This window comes from Sulfurovum indicum (genome assembly GCF_014931715.1).
GTDB classification, from domain to species: domain Bacteria; phylum Campylobacterota; class Campylobacteria; order Campylobacterales; family Sulfurovaceae; genus Sulfurovum; species Sulfurovum indicum.
This window is the reverse complement of record NZ_CP063164.1, coordinates 2,063,511-2,076,952: the sequence shown is the minus strand read 5'-3', so window position 1 is coordinate 2,076,952 and position 13,442 is coordinate 2,063,511. Positions and strand designations below refer to the sequence as shown.

16 protein-coding genes and 3 tRNA genes are annotated in these 13,442 nt (G+C 42.8%); 15 read left to right on the top strand and 4 right to left on the bottom strand.

Annotated elements, in window-relative coordinates; translation table 11 throughout:
• Positions 1–25: 25 nt before the first annotated feature.
• Positions 26–310, top strand: a complete 285-nt coding sequence (locus tag IMZ28_RS10295) for a ComEA family DNA-binding protein (protein WP_197548506.1) — start codon at positions 26–28, stop codon at positions 308–310.
• A 119-nt stretch (positions 311–429) separates the two neighbouring features.
• Complete coding sequence (gene gltX, locus IMZ28_RS10290) at positions 430–1,818, top strand: glutamate--tRNA ligase (protein WP_197548505.1); 1,389 nt, start codon at positions 430–432, stop codon at positions 1,816–1,818.
• 52 nt (positions 1,819–1,870) lie between these two features.
• On the opposite strand, the gene IMZ28_RS10285 is transcribed toward gltX, so the two are convergent.
• On the bottom strand, positions 1,871–2,518 hold the full coding sequence (locus tag IMZ28_RS10285; RefSeq protein ID WP_197548504.1) for an MqnA/MqnD/SBP family protein: 648 nt from the start codon (positions 2,516–2,518) through the stop codon (positions 1,871–1,873).
• 88 nt (positions 2,519–2,606) lie between these two features.
• Here IMZ28_RS10285 and IMZ28_RS10280 point away from each other — a divergent pair, with 88 nt between their 5' ends.
• The 5 genes from IMZ28_RS10280 to IMZ28_RS10260 all read left to right on the top strand — a co-directional run bounded on the left by IMZ28_RS10280 (position 2,607) and on the right by IMZ28_RS10260 (position 6,194).
• A complete protein-coding gene (locus IMZ28_RS10280) occupies positions 2,607–2,828 on the top strand; it encodes a MoaD/ThiS family protein (protein ID WP_197548503.1) in 222 nt (73 codons plus the stop codon).
• A gap of 198 nt (positions 2,829–3,026) precedes the next feature.
• The gene (locus IMZ28_RS10275; RefSeq protein WP_197548502.1) at positions 3,027–3,461 is read left to right on the top strand and encodes a molybdopterin synthase catalytic subunit; all 435 of its coding nucleotides are present in this window, start codon (positions 3,027–3,029) and stop codon (positions 3,459–3,461) included.
• Between the two features lie 97 nt (positions 3,462–3,558).
• Complete coding sequence (locus IMZ28_RS10270; RefSeq protein ID WP_197548501.1) at positions 3,559–4,758, top strand: molybdopterin molybdotransferase MoeA; 1,200 nt, start codon at positions 3,559–3,561, stop codon at positions 4,756–4,758.
• A gap of 463 nt (positions 4,759–5,221) precedes the next feature.
• Positions 5,222–5,878 carry a LexA family transcriptional regulator gene (locus tag IMZ28_RS10265; RefSeq protein WP_332061152.1) on the top strand — a complete coding sequence of 219 codons (657 nt, stop codon included), beginning with the start codon at positions 5,222–5,224 and terminating at the stop codon, positions 5,876–5,878.
• Positions 5,879–5,966: 88 nt separating this feature from the next.
• Positions 5,967–6,194: a hypothetical protein gene (locus IMZ28_RS10260; protein WP_197548500.1), complete on the top strand. Its 228-nt coding sequence runs from the start codon at positions 5,967–5,969 to the stop codon at positions 6,192–6,194.
• Positions 6,195–6,327: 133 nt separating this feature from the next.
• On the opposite strand, the gene IMZ28_RS10255 is transcribed toward IMZ28_RS10260, so the two are convergent.
• Positions 6,328–6,666: a TraR/DksA family transcriptional regulator gene (locus IMZ28_RS10255; RefSeq protein WP_197548499.1), complete on the bottom strand. Its 339-nt coding sequence runs from the start codon at positions 6,664–6,666 to the stop codon at positions 6,328–6,330.
• A gap of 58 nt (positions 6,667–6,724) precedes the next feature.
• Between IMZ28_RS10255 and IMZ28_RS10250 the strand changes: the two genes are divergently transcribed.
• From IMZ28_RS10250 to IMZ28_RS10230, 5 genes are all read left to right on the top strand, one after another.
• A complete protein-coding gene (locus IMZ28_RS10250; RefSeq protein ID WP_197548498.1) occupies positions 6,725–8,746 on the top strand; it encodes a thioredoxin domain-containing protein in 2,022 nt (673 codons plus the stop codon).
• 91 nt (positions 8,747–8,837) lie between these two features.
• Entirely contained in the window at positions 8,838–9,188 is a 351-nt protein-coding gene (locus IMZ28_RS10245; protein ID WP_232087475.1) for a DUF309 domain-containing protein, read from the top strand.
• Entirely contained in the window at positions 9,188–10,462 is a 1,275-nt protein-coding gene (locus tag IMZ28_RS10240; protein ID WP_197548497.1) for a nitroreductase family protein, read from the top strand. Before IMZ28_RS10245 ends, IMZ28_RS10240 begins: the two co-directional genes overlap by 1 nt.
• Before the next feature lie 95 nt (positions 10,463–10,557).
• The gene (locus tag IMZ28_RS10235) at positions 10,558–11,064 is read left to right on the top strand and encodes a YeeE/YedE thiosulfate transporter family protein (protein ID WP_197548496.1); all 507 of its coding nucleotides are present in this window, start codon (positions 10,558–10,560) and stop codon (positions 11,062–11,064) included.
• Between the two features lies 1 nt (position 11,065).
• Positions 11,066–11,728, top strand: coding sequence for a YeeE/YedE thiosulfate transporter family protein (locus IMZ28_RS10230; RefSeq protein WP_197548495.1), 663 nt, complete (start codon positions 11,066–11,068; stop codon positions 11,726–11,728).
• Here IMZ28_RS10230 and IMZ28_RS10225 read toward each other — a convergent pair.
• Together IMZ28_RS10225 and IMZ28_RS10220 are read right to left on the bottom strand one after the other, a co-directional pair.
• Positions 11,725–12,057: an SUI1 family translation initiation factor gene (locus IMZ28_RS10225; protein WP_197548494.1), complete on the bottom strand. Its 333-nt coding sequence runs from the start codon at positions 12,055–12,057 to the stop codon at positions 11,725–11,727. The two genes, IMZ28_RS10230 and IMZ28_RS10225, sit on opposite strands and share 4 nt — an antisense overlap.
• Positions 12,058–12,162: 105 nt before the next feature.
• The gene (locus IMZ28_RS10220) at positions 12,163–12,900 is read right to left on the bottom strand and encodes a YaaA family protein (protein WP_197548493.1); all 738 of its coding nucleotides are present in this window, start codon (positions 12,898–12,900) and stop codon (positions 12,163–12,165) included.
• A 157-nt stretch (positions 12,901–13,057) separates the two neighbouring features.
• Here IMZ28_RS10220 and IMZ28_RS10215 point away from each other — a divergent pair.
• From IMZ28_RS10215 to IMZ28_RS10205, 3 genes are all read left to right on the top strand, one after another.
• Positions 13,058–13,133, top strand: a tRNA-Thr gene (locus IMZ28_RS10215).
• 47 nt (positions 13,134–13,180) lie between these two features.
• A tRNA-Tyr gene (locus IMZ28_RS10210) sits at positions 13,181–13,265 on the top strand.
• 21 nt (positions 13,266–13,286) lie between these two features.
• A tRNA-Gly gene (locus IMZ28_RS10205) sits at positions 13,287–13,363 on the top strand.
• Positions 13,364–13,442: the final 79 nt, after the last annotated feature.

Here is a 13,442-nt window from a genome sequence, read left to right as displayed (position 1 = left end):
AGTATTTTCAGAACAGGAGAAGAAGATGTTGAAAAAAGTACTTTTGGTAGTGATGGTGTTGGCAAGTAAGAGTTTCGGTATGAGTCTGGAGAAATTGAACAGGGCATCCAAAACTGAGCTGATGCAGATCAACGGTGTTGGTGAAAAAAAGGCAGAGGCGATCATCAGGGAGCGTCAAAATGGAAAATTTAAATCATTTGAAGATTTTCAGCGTGTCAAGGGAGTTGGAAGACAGATCGCTTCCAATGTCAAAAACGATGTGAAAAAGAAACGGGTCAGAAAAGTGGCTAAAAAGAAAAAGAGAATATAGACTGTATAAATAAAGAAAATATACTTTTATCGGACCAAAACCTGCTTTCCTATTTGGTACATCCCATATTTACCACATTTTCGGTACAATTTCAGCAACTCAGATACTAAGGTACAATCATGACAGTCACACGTTTTGCTCCTTCCCCAACGGGCTATCTCCATATAGGCGGTCTTAGAACTGCTCTTTTTTCCTGGCTTACCGCAAAACACAATAACGGGAAATTTCTACTCCGTATTGAAGATACCGATATGGCAAGAAACTCAGAAGAGGCACTTGAAGCGATCATTAAGGCATTTGACTGGGTTGGGTTGGACTATGACGGTGAAGCAGTCTATCAATCCAAGCGCTTTGATCTTTATAAACAGTATACCGAACAGCTTCTTGAGGAAGGAAAGGCTTATAAGTGCTATATGACCAGAGAGGAGCTCGATGCACTCAGAGAAGAACAGATGGCCAAAAAAGAGCGTCCTCGTTATGACGGACGGTACCGTGACTTTACCGGTACTCCGCCTGAAGGTGTCGAGCCGGTAATCCGTATCAAGGCACCCCAGGAAGGAGTGATATCGTTTGTAGATGGTGTCAAGGGTGAGATCAACATAGCCGCAAGTGAAGTGGATGACTTTATTATTGCCAGAGCTGACGGCACCCCAACCTATAATTTTGTAGTTGCGATCGATGATGCCTTGATGGGGCTGACAGATGTGATCAGAGGGGATGACCATCTTTACAATACGCCTAAACAGATCGTAGTTTACAATGCATTAGGGTTTAGGATACCAAAGTTCTATCATGTGGCGATGATCAATAACGAACAGGGAAAAAAACTGAGTAAGCGTGACGGTGCGACAGATGTGATGGAGTACAAAACACAGGGCTTCCTTCCCGAAGCACTGCTGAACTTCCTTGTCCGTTTGGGATGGAGCTATGGAGATCAGGAGATATTTTCTTTAGAAGAGATGATAGAACTGTTTGACCCGAAGGATATTAACAAATCTTCCTCCAGTTACAATCTTGATAAGCTTCTTTGGCTCAATGCCCACTACATCAAGAATACACCCAACGTTAAGCTTGCAGAGCTTTTGAAGGATTTTGGTGTAGATGTCGTTGAACATGATAAGCTGGAGATGCTGCTGGATGCGACCAAAGAGCGAGGCAAGACACTGGTAGAACTGGCAGAGCAGATCAGGCTTATTTTGCATACGCCGACAGAGTATGATCCCAAAGCAGTTAAAAAAGCTTTCAAAGGCGAAGCAAAAGAGATATTGACCGATTTTATTGCAATGCTTCAAACCTGGGAAAAGCCGCTGCATCTTCCTTCTGATTACCATGCGGTACTTGAAAAGATTGTAGAAGAGAAGGGGATCGGTTTTGGAAAGATCGGTCAACCGTTACGTGTGAGTCTTTTGGGGGCGATGACAGGTTCCGGACTAGATGAGATCATGGCGATCATTGGTGTGGATGAGACGATTGAACGAATAGAAAGAGCGGTTGCAACGATAGAGTAGAGAGCAAGGAGTAGTTAAGGTCAGGTATAAAAAATGTGCTACCGGCTACCGGCTACCGGCTACCGGCTGCCTGTAAAAATTTTTTTAACCCCCGCTTCGCTTTCCAGTCCATCTCGTAATAAATATGTTCCAAATACCAGGTAAGTTCTTTGGCAGTAATGCCTCTTTTTTTTGCCTCTTTTTTTAAAATATACTGTGGAATTTTTACTTTTGTACGGCTGAAGTGTCTTGCCAGCTTTTGGATCTGCTTTCCATGTCTGTTATAGCAAAGTCTGGCGAAGACAAAAGGCAAACCGGTATGCTCATGCCACGCTTCCGCCAGATCAATGCCTTTCCCTCCGTTGATATAGTATTTGAGTGCAGCATCACCGATCAGCACTTTCCCTTTCATATTTAATACTTTGGCCAGTTGGTTTGATGTAGCAGAAGCCGGGTCATTTTGGCTTTCTCCTTCCAAAAGCAGTACACTGTAGACTTTTTTATATGCAATGATCCCCAGATCGGTGCAGGTACACTGTTTTGATTCAACCGAAGAGATGAATGCGGCATTGACTGCTCTTCTTTTGAGTGCTCGGTTGATCTGTGACGGGACAGCGCGCTTGTAGCGGAAACTCATTTTTGCGGAAGTGCTTTTGAGGTAGCGTTTGAGAAAGAGCTGAAAAGGAAGGAGGTTGAGGTAGGATATAGAACCGAACAGCATATCGAATTGCCCCTTCCTTTTTTGAATTTAAGCGTAATTATACCAAACAAGAATTATAATCAGCGCAATTCAGAGAAAGAGTATAATGATGGTAAAAGTAGAATTTTTAGGACCTATCGGGAAAGATCAGGTGGAGATGGAAGCATTAACACTCGGTGACGTGGCAGCAAAACTTAAAGAAGATGAAGTGGTTGCTTCCTGGCTTGAGAAGTGTGCAGTTGCAGTGAATGATACGATGGTAAAAGATCTGAATACACCACTTAAAGACGGGGACAGAGTTTCAATTTTGCCCCCGGTTTGTGGAGGATGAGACCCGTTAAGCAAATGTGAATAGTTTCACGTTTGTAGGGTCGAAACCGGAGGTGATGTTTGCGAAGCGAACCGCCGAAGGCATAAACGTTAAGCAAATGAGGATAGTTTCACGTTTGTAGGATCGAACGGGTAAGCGTATATACCAAAGGCATAGCGTCCCGGAGAAATATGTTCAGTGCTTTAAAAAAGGTTTAAAATGGAACTCTATAATGGTCCCCTTAATGTCAAAGAGATCTTTGGCAGATGGCTGGATGAGGAGGCGGAATCGAACTATGGTGCGTACATCCCATTTGTAGGAACGATCCGTGCGGAAGACGGTATAGAGGCACTCAGCTTTGATATCTATGAACCGGTACTCAAACAGTGGTTCGATAGTTGGCAGGAAAGAGCCAAAGCAAGAGGTGCAGTGGTGAAGATGGCACACTCCATTGGGGATGTACCTGTACATACCTCTTCGTATGTTTCAGCAGTGTTCTCTCCCAAAAGACGTGTAGCCTTAGAGCTCATTGAGGAATTTGTAGAAGATTTCAAGGCAAATGCTCCTATCTGGAAGTATGATGTGAAGAACGGGAAGCGAATTTATGCAGAAGACAGAAGCACCCCGATGGACGGTGCGGGATTGCTTGCATAACTTTATATGAGGAGTAGGGAGCAGGGAACAAGGTAGCAATTTCTTTTGTTACTCCCTACTCCCTGTTTCTACTACCTAAAAAAGGAACTTTTTTAACATGATGCATTTTGATGAATCAATGGCACTCCTTGAGGGGTTGCAGGTCAGTAAATATAAAACAAAAAAACTCTATTTGATGGATGCAGTCGGTTATGTACTGGCAGAAGATATTATTGCTGATCACAACTCACCGGAATTTCCTACTTCCGGAATGGATGGATATGCTATCATCCATGAAGATCAGGCGATGAGAAGACTTAAAGTTGCCAGTATCAATCCGGCCGGTTCGGCACTTAGGGATAAGGTGATAGGAGGCACCTGTATCAAGACATTTACGGGATCACTGATGCCAGAAGGGGCTGATACGCTTATCCCTATTGAGAATGTACAGATCGATGGTGATGAGATTCTTATCAAAGAAGAAGTTCCGCAGGGATTTGCTGTCCGTGAAATAGGGGAGAATTATGCCAAAGGCCAGAAACTTATTGAGGCAGGAACGAAAATAGACTTTTCCCATATCGGTGTCTTGGCCAGTTTGAATATTGTCCATGTCCTGGTTTATGAAAAACCGACGGTTTCCATACTCTCTACAGGCTCTGAACTGCTTGATCTTGGTGAGATTCAGATGAATGATGCCCAGATTCGCTCTTCAAACAATTATGTTATTGAGGCGATTGTAAAGAAGTATGACGGTATTTCCATGCAGCTTGGATGCATTAAAGATGATAAAGAGAGTATTACCGCAGCTGTCTCGGAAGCGTTGGAAAAAAGTGATATTGTCGTGACTACAGGGGGCGTGAGTGTAGGAGATTTTGACTTTGTCAAAGATGTTATCTTTGAACTTGGCTGTGAAGTGGTTTTCAAAGGTGTGCGGGTCAAACCCGGACAGCATATTATGGTTGCACGTAAAGGAGACAAGTTTGTTGTTGGACTGCCCGGGTTTGCCTACTCTGCGACAGTGATGGCTCTTGTCTATGTGGTACCGCTCATTGAAAAACTTCAAAAAGGCAAGTCTGCCCTCAAACATGTGAAAGCAAAGCTCAAAGAGCCTTTTGTGAAGCGTGCGAAAAAAGCGGAGTTCACTGCCTGTAATGTCTCTTTGATACATGGAGAATACTATGTTGACTTCAAGGGAAAGAAAGTCGGTACATCTGCCATCCTTACAAATATGCTTGGAGATATTGCCCTGCTTTTTACCTCTGAAGAGGATACGTCAAAAGAAGTTGGTGATGAGGTAATGGTTTTACTTTTAGATTGAGATACTATTATCTCTTGTATCCCTCTTCATTTCTTTTTTCTTTGTAGCAGCACAACGAAAAAAGAGAAACGAAGCAATGAAAAAAAAGAAAAGCAGAAGAACTGATGTGTTGTCAGTTGCCTGCTCCATGCTGGAAAGTTTGTAGGGCAATATAAGTTTTTTGAGTCAAACTTCTTGACCGCTTAAGGTCACTTATGAAAAATTGCACTTAGCACTTATAGTGCCAAAATAGACTCCCTTGCTTTGAGAAAAAGTGCGAAATCCGCTGCTGTCTTACACCCCATTTTTACTGCATAGCTGAGTAGTTCTTTGTTCAATTTGTAATCCATCTTTCTCTCCTTGAGTTGTTTTCTATACAAAATATATATTAATGCTATATATTTATATTAAAATATGTCAAATTGTCATACTTTTAAGAAAAAAAGTCTATAATTTGACATATATACTATATAAAAGGAGTTTGATGATGTTGACACTGGCTGAAATTATAGAAAAACTGAAAGATGTGATCTCCGAGACAAAGATCGGGGGAAAAGTGTTTGATAAAGATGTAGCCAATGCACTGAATATACCACAGGCGACCTTTGCGACCATGAAAAAAAGAAACTCTATTCCTTATGAGGAGATACTTGCTTTCTGTGCACTGAAAAAGATATCAGTAAACTGGCTCTTTTTTGATCAGACAGTTGATATGCTCAAAGAACAGACTGAGAAGTTCTTTCAGGTACGTTATTTTGCAGATATCCGGGCCAGTGCCGGAGGGGGAGCAGAAGTATTTGATGAGAACTATGAAACGATCACGGTCGATGAGAAGATCATGCAGAATATGGTAGGAATGGGCAATACAGAACTTGAAGCGATTCATGTGGACGGAGAATCGATGGAGCCGACACTGCAGGATGGAAGTATTGTCTTTGTGGACAGAACGCAGACCAATATTAATAAAGACGGTATCTTTATTGCAGCAACTACGGCAGGGCTTTTTATTAAGCGCATCCGTCAAAGAGCCGATGGCATGGTAGAGCTTATTTCTGACAACAAGGCCTATTCTCCGGAAGTCCTTGCACCTGATGAGGTGACAATTGTTGGGAAAGTTGTTGGGAATATTGAGAGTCTTTGATTCTCAATATGAATAATTAATAGTGAATAATGAATAGTTTCGGTATGCTTTCCTATCGAAAAGCTTTTATAAAAAGGTACTATTATTTATGGAAATGCCGACTGCTGATATGATGATCTGCCATTGTCATAACAAGACATTGGGGGAGATCGCCAAGTATATTAAAGAACATAAGATAGAAAAGTGGGAGCAGATCGTGGAAGATCTGAATTTTGAATGCGGAGATACATGTGAGAACTGTCATACCGAAGGGTATCACAATGACGGCATGTCACTTGCGATGGCGGTGGGGATGGTGAAACGAGGGTATATATAGTGAGTCAAAAAGTATATTGAGAGGGTAACCACAGGGGTTACCCCTACATCAATCTGCACCGTTCCGACTGTAGGGGTCGTCGCCCTTGTGGCGATCCTTAAAACCTATCCTGTGTTATCTTGCTGCCTGACAGTTACCTGTTACCTGCACACTCCACACATCGTATACTTTCAGGACGTATTTTCATCCGTTCAAAACCTATAGGGTCATCACATTTAATGCAGATGCCGAACACCGGCTTGTCAATACGAAGCAGCGCATTTTGAAGTCTGATAAGACGAAGTTTGGACTCATCAAGTACTCTGTTATTGACATGCTGTTCTCCCATCGCCTCAAGTCTGGTGAGCCTTCCAAGAGAACAGTCCGGTGTAATGGGCCTGGTCTTTTCTTCAAGGGCGGCTATCTGTACTTTAAGTTTGGCAATATCGTCTTCAATCTTTTTTTTGAGTATCTCTTTCTCTTCTTTTCTCATGATGACTGCTTTTTATGGTATAGTTGATGTAAAGTATAACATAAGTGAGAAGATAAGTATGAAAAAGTGGATGGTGTTGATTGCCTGTATGGTTCTGTTACATGCTGAACACAACTATACCAATGCGCTTGTTGATGAAAAATCCCCCTATCTTCAGCAACATGCACATAATCCTGTTCACTGGTATCCGTGGGGAGAAGAAGCATTTGAAAAAGCCAAAATAGAACAGAAGCTGATCTTTCTTTCCATTGGATACAGTACCTGTCACTGGTGTCATGAGATGGAGCAGGAGAGTTTTCGCGATGAAAGTGTGGCCAAACTCCTGAATGATCATTATATTTCCATAAAAGTTGACAGAGAAGAGTATCCTCAGATCGATAAGAAGTACCAGAAGCTTTTTTTACAGAGATACGGCAAGCGCGGTGGATGGCCGTTAAGTGTGTTTCTCTCTCCTAATAGAGAAGTATTCCATCTGGCAACCTATATTCCAAAAGAGGAGGGATACGGCTCTAAAGGACTGATGAAGCTGCTGCCGGAGTTTGCTGCATTGCAAAAGAAGCCAAAAGTATTTAACAGAAGAATTGATTTTTACAAAAAATTGGCAGAGGAAGAGAGTAAACGTCAAGAGTTGAAAGCAGGGGTATTGAGTCAGATGATACAACAGGCTGTGAGTGAGATAGCCAAAACCTATGATGAACAGTATGGCGGATTTGCTTTCAGACCCAAATATCCTGAGGCATCCAAAATCGAACTTCTGTTGACTGCCTACAGGTTAAGTGGTGACAGAGATGCTTTGAAAATGGCTAAAGAGACTCTTCATAAAATGGCACAGAGCGGTGTTTATGATCAGGTGGAAGGAGGCTTTTTCCGTTATACGACTGATGAGGCCTGGCTAAACCCCCATTTTGAGAAAATGCTCTATACCAATGCTGAGATGATACCGGTTTATGTACAAATGTATCTGCTGACAGAAGATCCTGTCTGCAAACAGGTCGTTGAAGAGACGATTGCCCATATGGAAAAACATTTTACCTGTGAGGGTCTCTTTCTCTCTGCAAGTGATGCGGATAGTGACGGGGAAGAAGGAGGATATTACATTTATGACTATCTCAAAGTCCAGGAAGCACTTTTGGCAGAAGGGTGGGGAAAAGAAGAGGTTGAAGCAGTACTGAACTACTATGGTATAGAAGAGGATGGTAATGTGGATGGAGAATTTTCCCATCTGCATATAAGCTCAGGCACAAAGCCAAATCGTGCAGAAGAGCTGAAGAAGTATTTACAGAGTGTGAGACAAAAACGACACTTTCCTTTTGTGGACAGAAAGATCATTACTGCCTGGAATGCCATGATGATAAAAGCACTGTTCTATGCCGGGAAAATCGATGCCAAGTATACAGAATTGGGCAAAAAGCATTTGAAAAAGCTGTTTGAAACAATGTTTCGGGATGGAGTACTCTACCACTATACGCTCCCTGAAACGGTGCCCGTACAAAAAGCGATCCTTGAGGATTATGCTTTTTTGACGGATGCGCTTATCGAAGGGTATGAACAAACCTATCATGCAGAGTACCTGAAATACTCTGAACAGCTTGCCAAAGAATCAATAGAAAAGTTTTATAGAAAAAAGCAGTGGTATCTAAGCAGCAGTAAGATAGGAGTATTGGCAGATTTTGATGACCGCTATTATACTTCGGCACTCAGTGTTATGCTGGAGAGCCTGTTGCGTCTGGCAAGTTTGACGGAGAAGAGAAGCTATTTGAAGATCGTAGAGGAGAGTATTGCCGAGCATGGCGGTATTTTAGAGACAGAGCCTTCTAAGGCACCAAAGCTGTTTCAGACCTATATGAGGCTGAAACAGGGAGATGTAACGATCCATGCAGAGAAGAGGGTGTTACAGAAGGCACACAAACAGATCGACAGTATACGGTATCCATTCGTTTTAAGCAAAGCACAAGAAGCAGAGGGGTATCTTGCCTGTGGTATCGGCCAGTGTTTTGCACAGGAGAAGGATATTGACAAGCTGATTGAGAAGATAGAGCAGATGAAAAAAGACCAGGTTGGACCTCTATGGCAGAAATAGGTCCCGGTACGTACGCTGTTCCTGGAAAGAGGAAAGTGGTTGTAATAGCAGAAGGCGGGTTACTCCCCTATTATCGTATAAGGAATAATTGATGTTGACAATGAATGAAGATCTTGAAGGAGCTTTGAAACACTATCTGGAACTGTTGGATGCAGAAAAGTATTTTGAAGCACACGAAGTATTGGAAGAGGCATGGCACCCTCTACGTTTGCAAAAGCATCCGCTTGCCAACCTGGTTAAGGGATTGATCAACGGTGCGGTAAGTTTTGAGCATATCAAGCGCCACAGGGATAACTATGCAGGGAAGGCATACAGAGTTATTGCCTCCTATGAGCGACACAAGCACCTTTGTCAGACAGGGATAGCACATTACGAGCTGTTCGTATCAGCATGTAAAAAAATAGAGTCGCTGAAAAGTCAACACCAGGAGATTTTTGGCTGATGTTCTGGTATCATACTGAGACAAAACACTCTTATGCTTCGGTACGGACATCCCCCAACCGGCTAAGTTGGGAAGATCAGCCTTCTACTTACAAGGTTTATCCGGAAAACTGTGAACGTTTTAGCTTGAAGATGGAAGACCCTGAAGATCTCTTTTTGTATCATATTGCAGGGCTGAGTGCCAAAAAATCATATCCCGGTATTGAGTACTACTTGCGCATCAATCCCAGTGCCGGAGCACTTTACCCCAATGAATTGTATATGCAGATACGGGGTGTTCAGGGAAAGCAAGACGGTATCTATCATTTTGAAGTAAGCAGCTCTTCGTTGACACTGTTACATAAAATTACTGATAAAGAGGGAATAGAACCTTACTTTGGGTATAAAAGAGCAATGAAAGGGTATCTATTCCTTGTTTCTGCTGTCTATTGGCGTTCGGCATGGAAATACAGGAACAGAGCCTTCCGCTACGCTCTTCTGGATGCAGGTCATCTGCTTGGATGTATTGAAGCCAGTGCTCTGCTCAAACCTCATGCAACACAGATACGTTACCTGATCGATCGTAAGAAACTGAATAGTATGTTCGGGTTTACGGAGCGGGAGTGGTTTTTGGGAGGAGCAAGTGTTGCCGTACCGGTACCGGGACAGGAGGTCAATCCCCTCGAATTCTCTCTGCCCTATGTGGATGGCAGCCGTACTTTTGAAGAAAATGAGATCATAGTACAAGCCTATATCGAGAGTATGACACTTTCCGGGTGTCAAAAACAGATCAAAGCCCCTGCGTTTACCTATGAACCCCAAAAACTTAAAGAGACGATCTTTACCCGAAGATCACAACGACAATTTGATACACAGGCTATTACCAAGGGGCAATTCAATTACATTATGGAAATACTCTCACAGCCTGTTTTGAGTGACTGTGATGAAGAGGTAAGTGTTTATGTTTTTGTCAACAGAGTACTTGATATGCCGTTGGGACTCTATAAAGATGGTGAATATCTGAAATATGGTGACTTCAGTAAAGAGGCAGGGTATCTCTCTCTGGAGCAGTATAATCTTTCTACACAAGGGGCATTGGCATTTTTTCTGACTTCCAGGGGAAGAAACTATCAGGCACTTTATCAAAAAGCGGGTATTGTGGGGCACCGTCTCTATATTGCAGCAAATTACCTTGGGCTTGGGTGTTCGGGAATCGGTGCCTATTATGATGATGAGGTCAATGCCTTTTTGGAAAACGAAGAGATGGTACTTTATGCCCTGGCTGTGGGGGAATAGATTTTCAAAGAGACTGAAGAAGAATATAAGATAATTAAATATTATACTATGCATATATTTTTGTTATAATTCTGAAAAAATTAAGGAATTTTCAGATGATGAACAGATTACCTTGGTGGATGGGCGGTATTTTGATGTCTCTGCTGCTTTTATTGACTTTCTCTATTTTCGGTGCTGACAGGCCGATCGGTGCTTCGACCTATGTTCCCTACTTTGCCGGGATCATTTTTGATCTTGACCCTGAGCAATACAGTTATCTCAAACATATTCAAGATCCCGGTGCCTGGGAAGGAGTGATGCTTTTTGGTGCATTGTTCGGAGGATTTATTACTTCAGTATTTATTACGAAAAGCTTCCGTTTTTCCCTTATCCCAAGCGGATGGAAAAAGTATAAGAACACGTCAGTACTCTCCAGGCTACTTTGGAGCTTTGCTTCAGGATTCATTATGATCATCGGGGCAAGAATGGCAGGCGGGTGCACTTCGGGGCATTTTCTATCCGGAATGAGCCAGATGGCGATCTCTTCAATGATCTTTGGCGGTGTAGTGTTGGTGACAGTGATCGTTACCGGTCGCCTGTTCTACAACGTGAAGGAGAAGTAGGATGGATGTTATTGTTAAACTGCAGGGTGACGACCTGGCTTCACGTATCATACAGATGTTCGAAAATGTGATCAATCAGGGACACGGCTCTTTGGCACTGGTGTTTCTCATCGGTGTGATCTTCGGCGGGATCATCCAATACTCCCGTGTAGACAAGTTTGAGAAGATCGCAGGCTTTGCAATGCTTAAGGACACTATTGTACCAAAGATGCTTTTCCTCGCAGTGGGACTGACCAGTATAGGGCTTTATTTCATGATCGAAGCCGGTGATGCACATTACCATGTCAAGCCGATCATGTGGCCGGGACTGGTCATAGGAGGAATTCTTTTTGGTATCTCTATGGCGATTTTTGGGAAATGTCCGGGAACAGGGCCGGTCTCTATTGCTGAGGGGCGTATTGATGTGCTGGTAGGAGCGATTGGAGGTTTGCTGGGTGGTCTGGTCTTCACACTCTACTATGATGACTTCTTTAAGCCACTGATGGGAGAGAACACAGGGAAGATGGTATTGACAGATTTTTTCAAAGGCAATGAACATATGGTTGTGCTGATTTTTGGTATTGTGCTTGCCTTGATCGCTATAGCCATTCCCAAAGTCGAGATGTTTGATGAAGCAGATCTGTGTAAGCTTCCGGATGATCAGCGGCCCGATAAAAAGCTTTAGACTCTGAAGCGGTAGTGCATCTCTTCCAGGGTTGTACGGAGTTTGTCGGGGATGTCTCCCTGAAACTCAAGGCTCTCCTCCTTAAGCGTTCCTCCCGTACCGAGTTTCTTCTTGAGTGTTTTAAGTAGTGCCTTAAGCTCCTGCCTGGCAAGGTGGAAGGGTTTGACGATGGTTACGATCTTTCCCCTGCGCTTCTCTTTGGCAAGATAGAGTTGATGCTTTTGGGGAGGTTTGATCTCTACCTTTTTTTTAGTAACAGTTTTTTCTTTATTGTCCGACGACCAACCGTCTCCAATATCGGCACCCATTTCAAACAGGTTCTCTTTCATTTTTATCCTTCAATATTTTGTGTTAAAAAGTATGCCAAACAATACAGCACCAAAGAGCAAAAAGAGCATGGTCCTGTAAAGAGTCTTTTCATTGGGCAGTTTCATTTATAGTTCGATATCATAAATGATCTCGGTTCTGTTTTTCTTTGTCTGTATCTCTGCGATAGAAAGACCTTCAAGAGGCAGCTTCATAAAATCATTGATCGTTTCGATACCTGCTGTCGCAACTTCTCTTAAAACAATACCGCGATACGCTTTTGCCCAGTGGCTGACCACTTTTCCCTCCTTGATGAACTTGAGGGTAGTGTAGGGCTTGGTCGGTTTGTAGAACTTGTCGTAAAATCCCGCACGCAGATCAAGGATCTCTTCGTCTTTAAGATAGGCCTCCATCAGTGCTGCACCATGCTCCTGGTAGTATTTCTCTACTTTGATATCGCTTACCGATGCTCCCTGTTTGAGACGGTATTCCGGGATCATGTCGTCCGCACGCAGAAAGCCAAAAAGATTTGAGCAGAGGATGACATGTTCATCCACATAGTTTTGTGCCTCAGGAGACAAAGACGGATAGTTGAGATGATCGAAAGCAACTCCGGTATAACGTTCTATGGCTTTCATTGCAGGCTCATGTATTATATCTTTAATATGCATTTTGATATCTGCCTCTTTTTTGAGCCCAAACATAGCACTTAGCTCTGCCATATCTTTTTTTTGCAGGATGTTCATATAGGTATGCAGAAGTCTGGTCCGATAGGGAAGCAGTGCATCAAAGAGAAGGGCTTCAAGTCTGAAAGGCGCTTCCCCTCCGCTTTTTTTGGTTTCACTGGGGGCAAGAAGTATCTTCATGTTGTGAGTTCCTTGGCATTTTTTGACTGCATTGTAGTATGAAGTTGATAAAAAAAGAGATTTTTTGATTTTTTTTAAAAAAACACTTGACATTTGAAAACTTTTTGTCTATAATTCCCGTCCATTTTAAGTGTAACTACTTTTAATGTGAAATGGTGCTGGTGTAGCTCAGCTGGTAGAGCAGCTGATTTGTAATCAGCAGGTCGGGGGTTCGAGTCCCTTCACCAGCTCCATAATATAATTATCAGTGTTTGACCAGTAATACGACAAACATCTACGTGGTGAGTTACTCAAGTGGCCAACGAGGGCAGACTGTAAATCTGCTGACTATGTCTTCGAAGGTTCGAATCCTTCACTCACCACCATGTTAAGTCACATATAAAGACGCGGGAATAGCTCAGTTGGCTAGAGCGTCAGCCTTCCAAGCTGAGGGTCGCGAGTTCGAGTCTCGTTTCCCGCTCCATAAACTGGGAGCTGTGTGAATTATGTACTTAACAGAAATTACTTCACATACAAAGCTTTCCAAATACCATACAGTCATG